Annotated in this window: 12 protein-coding genes; 4 read left to right on the top strand and 8 right to left on the bottom strand. The window is 64.9% G+C overall.

Going from position 1 to position 17,394, the window contains the following annotated elements:
• Nucleotides 1-120: 120 nt before the first annotated feature.
• From I6F16_RS15475 to I6F16_RS15465, 3 genes are read right to left on the bottom strand one after another with little or no spacing between them, the layout of a single operon-like run.
• Nucleotides 121-582: a carboxymuconolactone decarboxylase family protein gene (locus tag I6F16_RS15475; RefSeq protein WP_225111559.1), complete on the bottom strand. Its 462-nt coding sequence runs from the start codon at nucleotides 580-582 to the stop codon at nucleotides 121-123.
• 25 nt (nucleotides 583-607) lie between these two features.
• Nucleotides 608-2,221, bottom strand: a complete 1,614-nt coding sequence (locus tag I6F16_RS15470) for an MDR family MFS transporter (RefSeq protein WP_225111560.1) — start codon at nucleotides 2,219-2,221, stop codon at nucleotides 608-610.
• 4 nt (nucleotides 2,222-2,225) lie between these two features.
• On the bottom strand, nucleotides 2,226-3,407 hold the full coding sequence (locus I6F16_RS15465) for an HlyD family secretion protein (RefSeq protein ID WP_225111561.1): 1,182 nt from the start codon (nucleotides 3,405-3,407) through the stop codon (nucleotides 2,226-2,228).
• Nucleotides 3,408-3,611: 204 nt separating this feature from the next.
• On the opposite strand from I6F16_RS15465, the gene I6F16_RS15460 reads away from it, so the two are divergent.
• On the top strand, nucleotides 3,612-4,523 hold the full coding sequence (locus I6F16_RS15460; RefSeq protein ID WP_035997299.1) for a LysR family transcriptional regulator: 912 nt from the start codon (nucleotides 3,612-3,614) through the stop codon (nucleotides 4,521-4,523).
• Here the strand turns inward: I6F16_RS15460 and I6F16_RS15455 are convergent.
• Nucleotides 4,507-4,743: a hypothetical protein gene (locus I6F16_RS15455; protein ID WP_225111562.1), complete on the bottom strand. Its 237-nt coding sequence runs from the start codon at nucleotides 4,741-4,743 to the stop codon at nucleotides 4,507-4,509. The genes I6F16_RS15460 and I6F16_RS15455 overlap by 17 nt on opposite strands.
• A gap of 100 nt (nucleotides 4,744-4,843) precedes the next feature.
• On the opposite strand from I6F16_RS15455, the gene I6F16_RS15450 reads away from it, so the two are divergent.
• Nucleotides 4,844-5,863: a DUF3616 domain-containing protein gene (locus I6F16_RS15450; RefSeq protein WP_225111563.1), complete on the top strand. Its 1,020-nt coding sequence runs from the start codon at nucleotides 4,844-4,846 to the stop codon at nucleotides 5,861-5,863.
• 79 nt (nucleotides 5,864-5,942) lie between these two features.
• Here I6F16_RS15450 and iaaH read toward each other — a convergent pair whose 3' ends face one another.
• Nucleotides 5,943-7,364 (bottom strand): indoleacetamide hydrolase, encoded by a 1,422-nt coding sequence (gene iaaH, locus I6F16_RS15445; RefSeq protein ID WP_225111564.1) that lies wholly within the window; start codon nucleotides 7,362-7,364, stop codon nucleotides 5,943-5,945.
• A 75-nt stretch (nucleotides 7,365-7,439) separates the two neighbouring features.
• Entirely contained in the window at nucleotides 7,440-10,889 is a 3,450-nt protein-coding gene (locus I6F16_RS15440) for an indolepyruvate ferredoxin oxidoreductase family protein (RefSeq protein WP_225111565.1), read from the bottom strand.
• Between the two features lie 152 nt (nucleotides 10,890-11,041).
• On the opposite strand from I6F16_RS15440, the gene I6F16_RS15435 reads away from it, so the two are divergent.
• Both I6F16_RS15435 and I6F16_RS15430 read left to right on the top strand, forming a co-directional pair.
• On the top strand, nucleotides 11,042-11,497 hold the full coding sequence (locus I6F16_RS15435) for an Lrp/AsnC family transcriptional regulator (RefSeq protein WP_225111566.1): 456 nt from the start codon (nucleotides 11,042-11,044) through the stop codon (nucleotides 11,495-11,497).
• Nucleotides 11,498-11,742: 245 nt separating this feature from the next.
• The gene (locus I6F16_RS15430; RefSeq protein WP_225173837.1) at nucleotides 11,743-15,849 is read left to right on the top strand and encodes a GAF domain-containing protein; all 4,107 of its coding nucleotides are present in this window, start codon (nucleotides 11,743-11,745) and stop codon (nucleotides 15,847-15,849) included.
• Here I6F16_RS15430 and I6F16_RS15425 read toward each other — a convergent pair.
• Together I6F16_RS15425 and galE are read right to left on the bottom strand one after the other, a co-directional pair.
• Complete coding sequence (locus I6F16_RS15425; RefSeq protein WP_035997356.1) at nucleotides 15,823-16,164, bottom strand: hypothetical protein; 342 nt, start codon at nucleotides 16,162-16,164, stop codon at nucleotides 15,823-15,825. The two genes, I6F16_RS15430 and I6F16_RS15425, sit on opposite strands and share 27 nt — an antisense overlap.
• Before the next feature lie 225 nt (nucleotides 16,165-16,389).
• Entirely contained in the window at nucleotides 16,390-17,382 is a 993-nt protein-coding gene (gene galE, locus I6F16_RS15420) for a UDP-glucose 4-epimerase GalE (protein ID WP_225111568.1), read from the bottom strand.
• Between the last annotated feature and the right edge of the window lie 12 nt (nucleotides 17,383-17,394).

The following is a 17,394-nucleotide window of genomic DNA, read 5'->3' as shown; positions in this document are numbered from 1 at the left end:
CTGTCGTAGGGTGAGCAAAGGCGCGCTTGCGCCGTGCCCACGCCTTCTCCCGTTTTTGCTGAAGAATGGTGGGCACGCTTACGCTTTGCCCACCCTACGAGACCGTCCGTTGCCGTCGGTTTAAGCCACTGACGCCTTCACCTTCACCGGATGCACGGCGCGGAACGCGATCGCGATCCTGTTCCAGGCGTTGATGGCACCGATCAGCATGGTCAGGTTCACCGTCTCCTCTTCGGAGAACTGCGCGCGGACCTGTTCGTAAGTCTCGTCTGGCGCATGCGTCTCGGCGATCAGCGTCACCGCTTCGGTCCAGGCCAGCGCGGCGCGCTCACGGCCGGAATAGAGCGGGGATTCGCGCCAGGCGTTGAGCAGGTAGATGCGCTGCTCGGTCTCGCCGCGCTTGCGGGCGTCCTCGGTGTGCATGTTGATGCAGAAGGCGCAGCCGTTGATCTGCGAGGCCCGGATCTTGACCAACTCGATCAGCGATTTCTCGAGGCCCGTCGACTGGATCTGCGCCTCCAGCGCCATCAGCGCTTTGATCGTATCGGGTGCGGCCTGATAGTAGTTCATGCGGGGCTTCATGGTCGTTCTCCTTTTCGTTGGTTGATCAGTGGGCTCCGCCGGCCGAGACTTGGCCGGGCCTCTTCAGAAAGAATACGGCGATGAGAGCGACGATCAGCGCCATTCCGAGCAGGTAGAACGTGTCGCTGAAGGCGAAGATGAAGGCCTGCTTCTGTACGGTATGGCCGATCGCGACATAGGCGCGATGCGCGGCGTCCGCACGGTCGAGAACGCCGTGATTGACGAAATATTGCGTGAGCTGCTCGAGCCGCGTTCGTGTGGCCTCCTCGAACACAGAGACCGACTGCATCAGCACGTTGGAGTGATATTGCTCGCGCTTGGACAGCACGGTTTGCAGCAGCGCGATGCCGACGGCGCCGCCGAGATTGCGCATCATGTTGAACAGGCCGGAGGCCGAGCCCGCATTCTCCGCTTCGATGCCTGCGGTCGCGACCGCCGACAACGGCGCCATCACCAGCGCCTGGCCGATGGCGCGCACGATATTGGGCCACAGCAGCTGGTCGGCGGCATAGTCGTTGGTCATGTTGATGTTCATGAAGTTGGATGCTGCGAACAGAACGAAGCCGACGCCGATGATGATCCGCGCATCGAACTTCTGCATCAGGCGCGGCACCAGCGGGATCAGCACGAGTTGCGGCAGCCCGGTCCAGGCCAGCACCATGCCGATCTGCTCGGCATTGTAGCCCTGAATACGCGCCAGATATTGCGGCAGGATGAACACGGAGCCGTAGAGTGCAATGCCGAGCAGGAAGTTCGCGAGCATGCCGAAGCCGAAATTGCGACGCACGAGCAGACGCAGATTGAGCAGTGGCTTCTTCACCGTGAGCTCGATGATCAGGAATGCCGTCAGAGCAACAGCGGCGATGATCGAGAGCTTGAGGATGAACGGCGAGCCGAACCAGTCGTCCTTGTTGCCTTCCTCCAGCACGGTCTGGAGCGCGGACAGGCCGATCGCCATGGTGATGATGCCGGCCCAGTCGCCCTCGCGAAGCAGCGCCAGCTTCATCGGCTTGGGCTCGAGCGCGTACCAGAGCATGCCGACCATGATCGCGCCGGGAACCAGGTTGACGTAGAAGATGTATTGCCAGCCGAAATTCTCGGTGAGATAGCCGCCGATGGTCGGGCCGATCGCCGGCGCGAAAGTCGCCGACAGCGCGAACAGCGCAAGGCCGACCGGCTGCTTGGCGCGCGGCAGCAGCATGATGATCAGCGTGAAGGCCATCGGGATCAGCACGCCGCCGGTGAAGCCTTGGATGGCGCGCAGCACGATCATCTGCGACAGATCCTGCGCCAGTGCGCAGGCCGCGGACAGAACCAGGAACAGGATCGCGTTGGTGAGCAGATAGATGCGGATCGAGAACACCTGCGCGAGCCAGCCCGACAGCGGGATGACCACGATCTCGGCGATCAGGTAGGAGGTCGAGATCCAGCCGCCGTCGTCGATGCCGGCGCCGATCGCGCCCTGAATGTCCGCGAGCGAGGCGTTGACGATCTGGATGTTCAGAACCGCCATAAAGGCGCCGAGCGTGGCGCCGATCACCGCAATCCAGGTCTTTGTCGACACCGCCGGCGCGGCGGATGCTACGGGGGCGGGAAGATTGGCGGAGGTGGCGTTGAGGGCCGGTTGGAGCGTGCCCATGGCTTCAACCCCCATTCGCGCGGGACGTATTGTCGGCAAGGCGCTTGGCCGTCTCGCGCTCGGCCAGCACCGCCTGTTTGGTGTCGACGGTCGGCACCGCGGACATGCCGGGCCGCAGCAAGCCGGTGAGGCTGTGGTCGTCGAGGACGATCTTCACCGGAACGCGCTGCACGATCTTTGTGAAATTGCCGGTGGCGTTGTCGGGCGGCAGCAGCGCGAATTCGAGCCCGCTCGCCGGCGACAGGCTGTCGACATGGCCGCGCAGGCTGATGTTGCGGAAGCTGTCGACGTGCAGCTCGACCGGCTGGCCCGGCCGCACATGGGTGAGCTGGGTCTCCTTGAAATTGGCGACGACGTAGACGGCGTCGAGCGGCACCACCGCCATCAATTGCGTGCCGGCCTGCACGTATTGGCCGACACGCAAGCTGCGGGCGCCGACCGTGCCGTCCACCGGCGCGGTGATCTCGGTATAGGACAGGTTCAGCGCCGCCTGCTGCGCGACCGCGCGGGCGCGTTCGAGCTGGGCGGTGGCCTGGGCGCGCTGGGTGGTGAGCACGTCGACCTTGCGCTGCGCGGCGACGAGGCCGGACTTGGCATGCTGCAATTGCGCGCTGCTGGCGCGCAGCGCCGCGTCGGTCTGCTGCGCGCGCTGGATCGTGCCGGAGCCCGACTTCATGAGGTCGTCGTAGCGGGCGCGCTCCTCCTGCGCGAATTTCAGATTGGCTTCTGCAACGGCGACGTCGGCGGTGCTCTGTTCAATGATCGGCTGCTGCAGTTCGAGCTGGGCGTCGATGTTGCGGACCGAGGCTTCGCCGGCAGCGACGTCGGCTTTCGCCTGGTCGAGCGCCGCCTTGAAATCGCGGTCGTCGATCTTGGCCAGCAGCTGGCCCGCCCGAACCTTCTCATTGTCGCCGACCAGCACCTTGGCGATGTAGCCGGAGACTTTCGGCGCGACGATCGTGGAGTCCGCCTTCACATAGGCGTCGTCGGTGGATTCGAGGTAACGGCCGTTGGTCCAGTAATCGTGTCCGTAGTAGGCCATGGTTGCAGTGCCTGCGAGCAGCGCGAGCACCAAGGCCGCGCGCCGGACCCTGTTCCGGGCCGGCATAGCGGGCGGCGCCTTGGCGTAATCGCGCGTGATTTCAGTGGCTTGCTGGAAGGTCTCGGTGCGGGGCATTTCGGACATTGCAGTCTCCTGTCGGCTCGCTGAGACTATCGGTCTTGCTGGCCCGGATGATAATTGGCTAGATTCTGGAAGGATTATCCATTCAAGCTGGATAATCTGAGCGGTCACCCTGGTTCGTGATGTCTACCGGGTCAGGCGAGCGGCTACGCAAGCGCGATTGCCGCGCGATTGCTGCTGAGGCGCACATCCCAGTCAAGGAAAGCCATGGATCGATTGACCAGCCTCGAAGTGTTCAGCCGGGTGGTCGAGACCGGCGGCTTCTCCGCAGCAGCCCGCAAGCTCAACATGTCGACCACCATGGTGAGCAATCACGTGCAGGCATTGGAAGACCGGCTCGGGGTGCGGCTGCTTCACCGCACCACGCGCAAGGTCAATCTGACCGAGATCGGGAAGGCCTATTACGACCGCTGCGTCCAGATTCTCGCCGATATCGAACAGGCCGACGACATCGCGAGCGAATTGCAGTCGGTGCCGCGCGGCACGCTGCGCATTCACGTCGCCACGCACATGGTGCCGTTCGTCGCGCCGATTGCGGCCAAACTGCTGTCGACCTATCCGGAGCTCAAGATCGATCTGCGCATGGGCGAGGCCGAGGTCGACCTCATCGAAGAAGGCTATGACGTTGCCCTGCGCATGACACAGCCACCGGATTCAAGCCTGATCGTGCGCAGCCTTGCCACCTGGCGCCACGTGCTGTGCTGCTCCCACGATTACATCGAGAAGCACGGCCGGGTGCAGAAGCTCGACGAGCTCACCGGGCACAATTGTGGTCGGCACTTGAACTATCCGTTCGGCGACGAATGGCGCTTCCTCGATCGCAAGGGCACGCCGGCCTCGGTGCGCGTCTCCGGCAGCTTCGTCACCAATAGCGGAGAAGCGCTGCGCGAGGTCGCGCTGGAGGGCGCCGCAATCTGCCTGATGGCGGGGTTCCTCATTCAGGATGATCTCGAAGCTGGCCGCCTCGTGCGCCTGTTGCCGGAATATCGGACGGTCGAGCTCTCCATGAACGCGGTCTATCCGCATCGTCATCATCTGTCGGCGAAAGTGAGGACCTTCATCGACCTGCTCGTGCACCACAGCGCCGAGCAGCAGAAGCTGATCAACCCGTATTCATGAGACCTTTCACCGCCGGCTCCACGTGCGGCAGAAAGCGTGTTGACAACGCCGAGTTGTCTGCAACAATACAACCTGAGATATGAATGATGTATTTGGGGCCGAGGCAATCGGTTCGATCCTTTTTTGATACGACGTTTCGTCCAGGCCAGGTTTCTAGCTTCTCCTCTTCCATCTGTTGCTCTTCCATGTTTGACGGATCGACCGGCGGCAAGCCGGTCAACGTTCGCTTGCGTGAGAGCTTCGCAAGGGATTGGCGGCATCATCCTGTGATGGAGCTGGATGGCTTGATCTGGCCCGACTGCCGCTCTAGGGAGGCTTCGATGACCATTGCCAGAGCAGGATGGATTGCGACTTTGCTGCTCGGCCTCGTGATGGCGGGTGGCGTGCAGCCTTCTCCTGCTGCGGCCGACGATGCGTGGCCGGTCAAGAAAAAGCTGATCGGCAAGGACGGAGGCAAGTCGAAGGATGTCAGCGGCATCGCCTGCACGACCGCTGATGGGTTTCCCCGTTCGTGCCTCGTTATCGACGACAATCTCCAGGGCGCTCAATTCATCGAATTGACCGACGGCAAGCTCGTCGCCGGCAGCCCCGTGAAGTTGATCAACAACACGTTCAATGGCAAGGCGCTCGAACTTGATGGCGAGGGCGTCGCCTTCTCCAAACGGCAGTATTACGTCATCGGCTCGCATGGTCATCCGCGGGACAAGGACCACAAGCTCGACCCCAAGAAAGATGCCGATAAGATTCGGGCCAGGATTGCCGCAAGCAGCCAGATCGTTCGGTTCCGCACGACGGGGGCAGATGGCAATGCGTCGGGCCTCGAGCGTACGGGGCAATTGCGAGAGGTCATCGCGGCCGAACCTGCGCTTCTCGAGTTCATGGATATCAGGCTGGAGAAGAACGGCTTGACCATCGAGGGCGTGGCGATCAAGGACGATCGGACGTTGCTCGCGGGATTCCGGGGCCCCGTCTTGAACGACAATCGCGCCGTCGTCCTCTCGGTAGAGATAGACGCGCTGTTCGGTGATCGAAAAAGCACGACTCACCGGCTGTTCCGACTTCCGCTCGGTGACAACAGGGGTGTACGCGATCTCGCCGCGTTCGGCGATCGCACCCTCATCCTGGCCGGTCCTGTTGCGGACGGGCCGGGAGCCTACGCAATATATTCTTGGGACGGAGCGTCCGAGACCGTACGGCTATTGAAGGAACTCCCGTTCGATCCAAAGCGAAAGCCGGAGGGACTGCTGCCGTTGGGTGCGACTTCCGCCGGACTGCGGGTCCTGATCGTATTCGACAGCGATAAGGAAGGTACGCCCACCCCCATCGAAATACCACGATGAACGGGATCGGACCTCCCCGCCTTGTCCAGCCGGTCGAACGAACGAGGCGCCACCTTCCAGCATTTCCGGAGGGAGTCCGTCAGCGAGCCGGTGGCGGCAAGCGCCCGAACGCAGCCTCGAGCGCCATGCCGATCGCGAGCAGGCGGGGATCGCTGCCGGCGGGGCCATCGAGCTCAAGCCCGATCGGCAATCTGCTGCTGGCACCGAGCGCGATCGGGATCTGGATGCCGGGAATCCCTGCATTGCTGCCGGGGTCCGTGTTCTGAATGAACAGGCCGAAATTCTCGAGGCTGCTGGACTCCGGATTGGAGGGAATGGCGACGCGCGGCGTGGTCGGGAAGGCGATCGCATCGAGCCGGTTGTCGGCAAAGCTCCTGGCGTACAGCGCCTGCAGCGCGGGGCGCGCAATCTCGATCGCGGCGTCGTAGATCGGCTTGGCGTCGACCAGGGTGCCGTCGGGACCAGGCAGCTTGCGCGGGATCACCAAGCCGTCATAGGTGCCCTTCACATCGGCGCTGGCGATCTGCTCCGCCAATGCCGCGATGGAGAGGCCGGTGCCGGTGTGCCTGAGATAGGCGACCAGATCGTCATAGGCCTCGTACAGCGCGACGGGAAAGCTGACCTGGGCGTCGAGCTCTGCCAGTTGCGGCATCTCGATCCCGACGACCGTGACGCCTTGCACCTTCATTTTCGCGACGGCTTCCTGGAACGCGGCCTCGGTGTCGGCATCGAGATTGGCCAGCATCGATCTCGCGAGGCCGACGCGGACCTGCGTCAGATCCGCCGGCGCAAGCGCATCGCCACCGGCGATGACGCGGTCGAGCAGCGCGACATCAGCTATGGTCGCAGCCATCGGGCCTGCGGTATCGCGGGTGTGCGAGATCGGTGCGATGCCGTCTTGCGGGTAGCGGCCGACCGTCGGGCGCAGCGAGGCGCATCCGTTCAGGGCGGCAGGCACCCGCACCGATCCGCCGGTGTCCGTGCCGAGCCCGCCGGCGACGATCCGTGCGCCGATCGCCGCGCCCGTGCCTGACGAGGAGCCGCCGGCGATCAAAGTGCGATCATAGGCGTTGCGCACGCCGTACTCGGCGCCGGTCTTGAACGCGGTGTTGTAGCCGGAGATGCCGAAGGCGAGCTCGTGCATGCTGGTCTTGCCGATGATGACCGCCCCGGCATCGCGCAGCTTTGTCACGACAGGCGCGTCGGCCTTCGGAATGTAATCCTTCAGCGCCGGTGTGCCGGCACTACAGGGCAGTCCCGCGACCTCGATATTGTCCTTGATCACGATGGGTACGCCGCCGAGCGGCTTTGTCTTGTCGCCTGCCGCGTCGAACGCGGCCGCGGCCTTCAAGGCGCCGGCTTCGTCCAGGGTGACAAAGACATTGAGTTCGGCGTTGGCCTTGGCGCGGGCCAGGGCTTCCCGGGTGAGTGCGGTGCTCGTGAATGTCCCGGCGGCGAGGCCGGCCGCGGCCTCGGTCAGTGTCAACTGGTCGAAATCCATGATGCATCACCCGATCGCAGGAGGCCATCAGAGCGTCCCTTAAGGAGCACAGGCTGAAGCGTCCGCGGCGCCGCGTCAACCGGTGGCGTGCATCCTTGCCGGCGATGGCGTGTCCAGTTCGGCGAGCAGCCGCTCGACGTCGGCCTTCACCTTCAAAATCGCGATGTCCTTCACCGGGCCATAGCCGCGGATATCCATCGGGCCTTTGGCGATCGCCACGAGATTTGGCAGATGCGCCGCATCGAGCTCGCCCAGCATCCGCTCGATCAGGCCTTCATACCAGGCGATCAATTCACGCTCCGCGCGCCGTTCCGCGGTGTAGCCGAACGGATCGAAAGGCGTTCCGCGCAGTGCTTTCAAGCGCGCGAGCATGGCCAGAGGCACCTGAATCCACTGGCCGAAGGCGCGTTTGCGCGGACGTCCCCGTGCATCGCGCCGCGACTTCAGGAACGGCGGGGCGAGGTGGTACTGAACGCTGAAGCCATTCTCGAATTCGCGCTTCAGCTCGTCGAGAAAGCCGCTTCGCATGTGCAGCCGCGCCACCTCGTACTCGTCCTTGTAGGCCATCAGCTTGAACAGGCCGCGAGCGACGGCCTCGGTCAGCGCCTCACTGTTCAGCTTGGCCTCGGCATTGCGGACCTTTCCCACGATCGCCCGGTAGCGCGCCGCGTAGGCGTCGTTCTGATAGGCCGTAAGGAACTCGGCGCGCCGGGCAATGATCTGGTCGAGCGTCTCGGCTTCAGGTGCCTTGTCCGAGGTCGGCAGAAAATCCGGATCGGCAGCGGCGATCCGGCCCCAGGCAAAGGCCTGCTTGTTGCGCTCGACCGCGACGCCGTTGAGCTCGATCGCGCGGAGCAGCGCCTGCAGCGAAACAGGGACGAGACCGCGCTGCCAGGCAAAGCCGAGCATGATGATGTTGGCGTAGACGGCATCGCCGAGCAGGCGTTCGGCCAGCGCATTGGCATTGAACGTGTCGAGATTGTGCTCGCCGATGACCTGACCGATTGCGCGCAGGCGGCTTGGCGCAGCGAGATCGGCGTCGCGGAAGCGGACCACGTCGCCGGTCGGCATTTCCGCGGTGTTGACGGCGGCACGGGTGCCGCGGCGATATGTGCCTGAGGCTTTGGGCGAGGAGCTGACGACGAGGTCGCAGCCGATCAGCGCATCGGCCGCGCCCTGGTCGATGCGGACCTGGTGCAGCGCCTCAGGGCTCGCGGCCAGGCGAATGTAGCTCAGCACAGGCCCGAATTTCTGCGCAAAGCCCGTGAAGTCGAGCACCGAAACGCCGCGGCGTTCCAGATGCGCGGCCATGCCGATCAGCGCGCCGACGGTGATCACGCCGGTGCCGCCGACGCCGGTCACCAAGAGATCGTAGGGCCGCTCGAGCGTTGCGGGCGCGGGCAGGGGTAGTGTGGCGGCGCGGTCGGCCGCGTCGATATGGCTCGCGCTCTTCTTCCGCCGCGTCGCGCCTTCGACCGTGACAAAGCTCGGGCAGAAGCCGTTGAGGCAGGAAAAATCCTTGTTGCAGGCCGACAGATTGATCTGCCGCTTGCGGCCGAACGGCGTCTCCTTCGGCTCGACGCTGAGGCAGTTGGATTCGACCGAGCAGTCGCCGCAGCCTTCGCAGACGAGGTCGTTGATGTAGGCGAAGCGCTTGGGATCGGCCATCTGCCCGCGCTTGCGCCGGCGCCGCTTCTCGGTGGCGCAGGTCTGCTGGTAGATCAGCACCGAGACGCCGGGAACCTCGCGCAGCTCGCGCTGCACGGCATCCATCTCCTCACGCGGATGGATGGTCACGCCGGATGGCAGGTCGGCCGGCCTGAATTGCGCGGGATCGTCCGACACCAGGGCGATGCGCTCGACACCCTCGGCGCGGACGCTGTGGGCGATGGCATGGACGCTGACGGGCCCGTCGACCGGCTGGCCGCCGGTCATGGCGACCGCGTCGTTGAACAGGACCTTATAGGTGATGTTGGCCTTGGCCGCGATCGCCTGCCGGATCGCCATCGAGCCGGAGTGATAATAGGTGCCTTCGCCGAGATTCTGGAACACGTGCTTGCGGCCGGTAAATCGCGATGAAGCAGCCCAGTTCACGCCCTCGCCGCCCATCTGGATCAGCGAGGAGGTCTCGCGGTCCATCCAGCTCGCCATGAAGTGACAGCCGATGCCGGCGAGCGCCTTCGATCCTTCCGGCACTTTGGTCGAGGTGTTGTGCGGACATCCCGAGCAGAAATATGGCGTGCGCGTCGCGCCGCTGACATTGATCGTTCGCGCGGCTTCCGGCATCAAGGCGGCCGCGCGCGCGGCGAGATTGAGACCCGGAAACATCGGATCGAGCCGGCGCGCGAGCACGTTCGCGAGCGCGCGAGGCGACAATTCGCCGATCCAGGAGATCAGCCGTACGCCGGTTTCGTCGTGCTTGCCGACCATGCGCTCGGGCTTGCTGCCGGGATAGTCGTAAAAATACTCCTTGAACTGGCTCTCGATGATGCCGCGCTTCTCCTCGACCACCAGGATCTCGCGCTTGCCTCTCACGAACTCCATCGCGTCGTGCAGCGCCAGCGGCCAGACCATGCCGACCTTGTAGACGTCGATGCCGATGCGGCGACAGGCCGCTTCATCGAGGCCCATCAGCCGCAGCGCTTCCATCAGGTCGAGATGCGCCTTGCCGGTGGTGACGATGCCGTAGGTGGCGTTGGGGATATCGTAGATGTGGCGGTCGATCGGATTGGCCTTGGCAAAGGCGTAGACGGCGTGCTTCTTGGCTTCCAGCCGTTCCTCGATCTGCGGGCCCGGCAAATCGGGCCAGCGATAGTGCAGGCCGCCGGGCGGCGGCGTGAAGTCTGGCGTGCGGAAGAGGCGCGGCGGGCGCAGCGCGACGGATGCGCCTGATTCCACGATCTCGGAGATCGCCTTGAAGCCGACCCACATGCCGGAGAAGCGGCTCAGCGCGTAGCCATATTCGCCGAACGCCAGATATTCGCCGACGTCCGAGGGGTGCAACGTCGGCATGAACCAGCTCATGAAGGCGACGTCGGACTGGTGCGGCATCGAGGAGGAGACGCAGCCATGGTCGTCGCCGGCGACCACCAGCACGCCGCCATGCGGCGAGGAGCCATAGGCGTTGCCGTGCTTGAGCGCATCGCCGGACCGATCGACGCCCGGGCCCTTGCCGTACCAGAGCCCGAACACGCCATCGACCTCGCGGTCGCCTTGCGTCTCGACCTGTTGCGAGCCGAGTACAGCTGTCGCCGCGAGGTCCTCGTTCACGGCGGGAAGGAATTCGATGCGGTCCTGCTTGAGCCGCTGCTGGATGCGCCAGAGCTCGAGATCGATGCCACCGAGCGGCGAGCCGCGATAGCCGGAGATGAAGCCGGCGGTGTTGAGCCCGGCCGCACGGTCTCGTCGCGCCTGGTCGAGTGCGATGCGGACGATGGCCTGCGTGCCCGTGAGGAAGACGCGGCCCTCCTCGCGTTCATAACGATCGGAGAGCTCGTAGGTGTCGAGTGACGGAATGGCGTCCATGGCAGACCTCGCGCGGCATCCTGCCCAGTGATGGAAAGTTATGCCCGGGCCGCTGGTAGGTCTTACCTATTTATCCCTTCTGTTACGGAAATTCGGTACAATTTTGCATGCAGGCGCCCAATCTGGTAGATCTGCTCGAACTGGAGCCTCCCATGATCGAAGAGCAGGATACCCGCATTCTCGCCCATCTCCAGCGAGATGGCCGCGCCACCAACCAGCAACTCGCCGACGGGGTCGGCATGTCCACCTCGGCCTGCTGGCGGCGGGTGCGGGCGCTGGAGGAGAGCGGCGTCATCCAGGGCTATGCGGCGCTGGTCGAGCGCGAACGGGCAGGCTTTGCGATGTCCGCCATCCTCCACGTCTCGCTGGAGCGGCACGATGCGAAGTTCGTCGATGAATTCGTGGCGAGGGTCACGAAGCGCCGCGAGGTGCTGGAGTGTTTTGCGACCACCGGGGACGCCGATTATCATTTGCGCGTCGTCGTGCAGGACATGGCGGCCTACAACCGCTTCCTCGACGAGTTCATGTTCCGCATCCCCGGCATCCGTTACGTCCGCAGCAACGTGGTGCTGAAGGAGATCAAGACCAGCGTGGCGCTGCCGTTTTGAAGGAGGTGCTACGGCACCGCGATATCAACCTCCCGTAAACCAACACAGGCTGCAAACTGGTAGACGGAACATGCCATTCGTCGGCGGTTCGGCGTCGCAGCGGTATTCCGGTCAGTTTTGTCGCGCTCGTTCGCAGCTCGTTCACTTTGATCGACGGTTTGCGCCGCGCAATAACGACCACTTAGGCGATCGCCGCGCATAAAGGCCCCGGGATAAATAGGCAGAAATGCCCGGGAGCTGAGATCGTGCCGACGACACTCGCGCGCACCTTTGCGGCGTTGAGCGCCATCAATGAAGCGATCCTGTACGCGAGATCGCCGGAGGAGCTGTACCAGAAGGTCTGCGACGCCGGGTTTTCGAGCGGGGATTTTCTGGCCGTTGCCGTTTTCCTGGTCGAGCCGGACGGCCGAAGGCTGCGCTACGCGGCCGGTTGTGGCGATGACGTTGCGCGGCTCCGCTCGATCGTGATCACGACGGAAGCCGGCACGCCAGAAGGAGCCGGCGTCGGCGGCGAGGCGTTTCGCGATCAGAAGCTGTGCGTCAGCAACGACTATCTGAACGATCCGCGCTCGCTGGCGTGGCGCGAAGGCGCCGCCAAGGCGCATATCGGTGCGGCCGCGGCGCTGCCGCTGCTCTGCAATGGCAAGAGCGTCGGCGTATTGTATGTGACGCGGAGCGAGGCCAACTCGCTGAACGAGCAGATGGTGTCACTGTTCGAGCGCATGTCGGCGAACATTTCCTACGCGTTGGACAATTTCGCCCGTGAGACCGCGCGGCAGACCAGCGAGCGGGCGACGCGGCGCCTCAACCGCATGTTCGGCGCCATCAGCGCCACCAACGAAGCTATCCTGCGCGCCAAGACCGAGCGGGAGCTATACCAGCTCGTGTGCGACGCTTCGGTCCACAGCGGCAAGTCGCTGGCGACCATCGTGCTACTTCGCGAGCCGGACTCGCACTGGATGAAGCCTGTCGCCGCCACCGGGCAGAACCTCGATCTCGTCACCCAGGCACGCTATTCGGTCGATCCGGACAATCCTTACGGCAAGGGTATCTCGGGCGAGGTGTTCCGGACGCAGAAAGCCATCGTCGAGGACGATCTCGCCAGCCGCACCAGGGGCACGCCGTGGGAGCAGGCCAACGTCAACACCGGCGTCGCCGCCTGCGTGGTCGCGCCGTTGATCAGGCACGGCGAGAGCGTCGGCGTGCTGCTATTCTTCATCAGCCGGTCCTGGGCCAAAGACGAGGAGATCGTCGCGCTGCTGCTGCGCATGGCCGAGAACGTCTCCTTCGCGATCGAGAATTTCGGCCGCGAGGCCGAGAAAGCCCGGATCTCCGCCGAAGAAGAGTGCCTGGCGCGCATGTATGCAGCGCTCAGCGCCACCAACGAGGCGATCCTGCGGGCACGGTCGCGGGCTGAGCTGTTCGACCTCGTCTGCGAGGCGACCGCAACGGGAGCAAAGTTCACCTCAGCCACCGTCGCGCTGGTCGACGATCGGACCGGGCTGCTGCGCGTCGTCGCCTGCTACGGCCCGAATGCGGATCAGGTTCGCAACTTCACGTTCTCCACCTCCGACCAGGTGCCCGAAGGGCGCGGCTTGACCGGCACCGCGTTTCGCACGCGCCAGCCCGCCGTCAGCAACGACGTGCTCGCCGACGACCGCATTGCGCCCTGGCAGGCCAGCGCCCGCCGCACCGGCATCGCATCCTCCGCGGCCTTGCCGCTGTTCAACGGCGACCGGGTCGAGGGCGTCTTTCTGTTCAACTCCCCGGAGCGCGGCACCTTCACGCCGGAGCTCGTCGAGCTGCTGCGCAAGCTTCAGGCCAACGTCGCCTTCGCGCTCGAAAGCTTCGACCGTGCCGATGAGAAGGCGCGGGCGGACAAGCAGCGCAATCGTCTGAGCGGAATGTTCGAGGCGCTGAGCGCAACCAACGAAGCCATCATGCGCGCCAAGACGCGCGAGGAGTTGTTCGACGCGGCCTGCCAGGCGGCCGTGCTCGGCGACGTGTTCGCCTCGGCGACGATCGGCATCATCGACGAAGCACGCGAACTCGTCCGCGTCGTTGCCGTCAAGGGACGCTTGCAGGAGCGCATGAGCGGGCGTACCTGCATCATTTCCGCCGACCATCCCGAGGGCCAGGGCATCATCGGCACCTCGCTGCGGACGTGCCGGCCCAGTGTGATGAACGATTATCTGAACGAGCCGCGCTCCGCATATTGGCGCGCGCAGGCCATCGAGGATGGAACGCGGGCTGCGGCGAGCTTCCCGCTTCTGAGAGCGGGACGGGAACCGGTCGGCATTCTGCTCTTCCTCGCACCGGAAGAGAATACGTTCACGCCCGATCTGGTCGAGCTGCTCGGGCGGCTCGCGGAGAACGTCTCCTTCGCACTCGACAATTTCGAGCGCGCCGAGGAGAAGGCCCGCACCGAAGCGCAGAAGGAGCGCCTGACGCGCATGTTCGCGGCCCTGAGCGCGACCAACGAGGCGATCATGCGCGCGAAGTCGCGGGCCGAGCTGTTCGACCTCGTCTGCCTTGCGGCGTCGAACGGCGCCAAGTTCACCTCGACCACGATCGCGCTGGCAAGGGCCGGCAGTGATCGGCTGGAAATCGTAGCGAGCGCGGGCCCGTCCGCCGACACCACCCGTAATGTGCGGCTCTCCGTCGATCCGGAGCGGCCCGAAGGACGTGGGATGAGCGGCACGGCGTTCCGCACGCGCCAGCCCTGCATCAGCAACGACTATCTCAACGACGACCGCGTGAGCGCCTTCCACGCCATCGTGCGCGGCGACGGCGCGCGGTCGGGGGCCGCGTTTCCGCTGATCGCGCATGACCACGCGGTCGGCGTCATGATCTACATGTCCACCGAACCGGCGACCTTCACGCCCGAATTCGTCGACCTGCTGCAGCGCCTCGCCGACAACGTCTCCTTCGCGATGGAGAATTTCGATCGCGCCGACGAGAAGAACAAGGCCGACGAGCGCATCGAATACCTCGCCTCGCATGACAGCCTGACCGATCTGCCGAACCGCGAGACCTTCAACGCCCTGCTGCGCGAGGCGATCGATGCGGCGCAACGCCACGATCACCGCTTTGCGGTGCTGTTCATCGACCTCGACCGCTTCAAGGTCATCAACGATTCGCTGGGTCACGAGGCGGGCGACCTGCTCCTGCTCGAGGTGGCGAACCGTCTGCGCGGCGCCCTGCGGGCGAGCGACGTGGTCGCGCGGCTCGGCGGCGACGAGTTCGTGGTGATCCTCGACCAGTGCGGCGAGATCGAGGACGTCCAGCGCATCGCCACCGGGCTGCTCGCCGCGCTCGCCGAGCCCATGCAGCTGGCCGGCCACGAGTGCCATTCCACCGCCTCGATCGGCATCGCGATGTATCCGGCCAACGGCTCCGACGCCCAGACGCTGACCAAGAACGCCGACATGGCGATGTATCTCGCCAAGGAGGACGGCAAGAACGGCTATCGCTTCTTCTCCAACGAGGTGAAGACGCAGTCGATCGAGCGGCTGTCGCTGGAGAGCGCGCTGCGCCGCGCGCTGGAGCGCGAGCAGTTCTCGCTCAACTACCAGCCCAAGGTGGACATGGCGACGGGTCAGATCACGGGCGTCGAGGCGCTGCTGCGCTGGACGCATCCCGATCTCGGCAGCGTCTCGCCGGCACAGTTCATTCCGCTTGCGGAGGAAACCGGGCTGATCGTGCCGATCGGCCGCTGGGTGCTGAAAGAGGCCTGCGCGCAGGCCATGGCCTGGCAGCGCCGCGGCCTGCTGCCGCTGTCGATGGCGGTCAACCTGTCGCCGCGGCAGTTTGCCGACGAGCATCTGTTGCAGGACGTCGACGAGGCGCTGGCGGCCTCCGGCATGTCGCCCGTGCTGCTCCAGCTCGAGGTCACCGAGAGCATGATGATGCGCAATGTCGGCCGCGCGCTGAAGGTGCTCGACTCCATCCAGAGCCGCGGCATCCGTCTCGCCATCGACGATTTCGGCACCGGCTATTCGTCGATGTCGCTGATGAAGCACTTCCCGATCGACACGATCAAGATCGACCGCTCCTTCGTGCGCGACCTGCCGCAGGATTCGGAGGATCAGGCCATCGCGCAGGCGATCATCAGCATGGGCAAGGCCCTCGGCATGACCGTCGTCGCCGAAGGCGTCGAGAACGCCGAGCAGGAGGCCTTTCTGCGCGCCCATGGCTGCGACGAGATGCAGGGCTTCCTGATCTCCAAGCCGCTGCCGGGGCGGCAGATGGGCGAGCTGCTGCGGCCCATGGCGCTGCCCGTCGCGCCGCCGCTCCAGCCGGAAGTGGCCGACGAAGACGCAGGCTCAGGGCTGAAACGCGCTGTCGTCTGACGGCTGCGGGTGCAGCTCGCGCACCTCGTGCTCTTCCCCCTCGGCCTTGCTCGGAAAGTCCTGGGGACCGGTCAGTGACGTCTGCTCGGTGAACAGCGCGAGAATGGCGCGCGCGCCCTCGGCGAAGCTCGTCCCTTCGCTCACGTTCAACGCGCAGCAGCTTGTTGCGCTCATCGGCTCCTGGTCGTCGACCACGGCCATCGCGGGCCCCCACCACCAGGCGGGCGCGGGCGAACGCTCGTTCTCCGGCACCACATGCCAGCGGACGAACTCCTCCATCACGCGCTCGAATTCCAGGCGGGCAGCCTGATGCATGTGGTCGATGCTCCCGGAATCGCGTCCGACGACGGGTCGACACGCTGATTTGATCGTCACGTCGTTCGGAAAAATCGGCTCGTGCAAGCGAGCCGAACCATGAAAGGCCGACGTCGTCGTCGGCAATGCGGAACGTGCGGCTGCCGGCAATGTGCCGACGCAGCCGCGACAAGTCATTCTAGCCGCTGCAGGGCACGGCAAGCAAGCGATCGGAGCCGCGATTGCCTAACGCGGCCTGAACGGATGCGCCTTCTGATGCCAGGCCCAGGCCGTGCGGACGATCGTCGGTAGGTCGGAGTGACGCGGAACGAAGTTCAGCACCTTTCTTGCAGCAGAGGGATCGGCGACCAGAAAGGTGGGATCGCCGGCGCGGCGCGGCTTGATCGTGTGCGGCACCTCGCGCCCGGTCTCCTGCCTGATGGCGTCGAGGATCTCGCGCACGGAAAAGCCGGAGCCGGTGCCGAGATTGAAGCTGCCGCCGGCATGGCCTTGCTCCAAGAGCCTCAAGGCCGCCACATGCGCCGCCGCAAGGTCCGTGACATGGATGTAGTCGCGGATCGCGGTGCCGTCGGGCGTGTCGTAATCGTCGCCGAACACCGCGAACTCGACATGGCCCTGAAGCGCCATCATCGCGCGGGGAATGAGGTGGGTTTCGTTGTCGCGCAGCTCGCCGATGCCGCCGGCCGGATCGGCGCCGCTGGCGTTGAAATAGCGCAGGCAGAACGCGCCGAAGCCATAGGCCGTGCGGTAATCGGCGAGCATGCGCTCGATCATCAATTTCGACGCGCCGTAAGGATTGATCGGCGCGCAAGGAAAGTCTTCCGGCAGCGCCTTGGAATCGGCGTTACCGTAGACGGCGCCGGTCGAGGAGAACACGATGCGATGGCAGCCCGCGTTGCGCATCGCCTGCAGCAGCGACAGCGTGCCCTGAACGTTGTTGATGTAATATTTCTGCGGGTCGGTCATGGATTCCCCGACGAGGCTCGCCGCCGCGAAATGCATCACCGCCGTGATCTTGTGGTCGGCGAAGGCGCGCGCCAGCGCCGTGCCGTCGAGCAGATCGCCCGTCACCAGCGGGCCCGATACGAAGCTGCGATGACCTGTCGAGAGATTGTCATAAACGACGGGCTGATAGCCGGCGGCGGACAATGCACGGCAGGCATGCGAGCCAATATAGCCAGCGCCCCCGGTGACGAGGACGGTCGGTCGGTCGGTCATGTCGTATTCTGC

This window comes from Bradyrhizobium sp. IC4060, from assembly GCF_020193715.1.
Taxonomy (GTDB): domain Bacteria; phylum Pseudomonadota; class Alphaproteobacteria; order Rhizobiales; family Xanthobacteraceae; genus Bradyrhizobium; species Bradyrhizobium yuanmingense.
Note: the sequence above shows the minus strand (reverse complement) of the source record. Positions and strands in the feature narration are given on the sequence as shown.

Bases quoted from the DNA above. Each gene is read 5' to 3' on its own strand.
- I6F16_RS15425 (WP_035997356.1), bottom strand. From the start codon at position 16,164: ATGCATCAGGCTGCCCGCCTGGAATTCGAGCGCGTGATGGAGGAGTTC.
- I6F16_RS15450 (WP_225111563.1), top strand. From the start codon at position 4,844: ATGACCATTGCCAGAGCAGGATGGATTGCGACTTTGCTGCTCGGCCTC.
- I6F16_RS15465 (WP_225111561.1), bottom strand. From the start codon at position 3,407: ATGTCCGAAATGCCCCGCACCGAGACCTTCCAGCAAGCCACTGAAATC.
- iaaH (WP_225111564.1), bottom strand. From the start codon at position 7,364: ATGGATTTCGACCAGTTGACACTGACCGAGGCCGCGGCCGGCCTCGCC.
- I6F16_RS15435 (WP_225111566.1), top strand. From the start codon at position 11,042: ATGATCGAAGAGCAGGATACCCGCATTCTCGCCCATCTCCAGCGAGAT.
- I6F16_RS15440 (WP_225111565.1), bottom strand. From the start codon at position 10,889: ATGGACGCCATTCCGTCACTCGACACCTACGAGCTCTCCGATCGTTAT.
- I6F16_RS15460 (WP_035997299.1), top strand. From the start codon at position 3,612: ATGGATCGATTGACCAGCCTCGAAGTGTTCAGCCGGGTGGTCGAGACC.
- I6F16_RS15470 (WP_225111560.1), bottom strand. From the start codon at position 2,221: ATGGGCACGCTCCAACCGGCCCTCAACGCCACCTCCGCCAATCTTCCC.
- galE (WP_225111568.1), bottom strand. From the start codon at position 17,382: ATGACCGACCGACCGACCGTCCTCGTCACCGGGGGCGCTGGCTATATT.
- I6F16_RS15475 (WP_225111559.1), bottom strand. From the start codon at position 582: ATGAAGCCCCGCATGAACTACTATCAGGCCGCACCCGATACGATCAAA.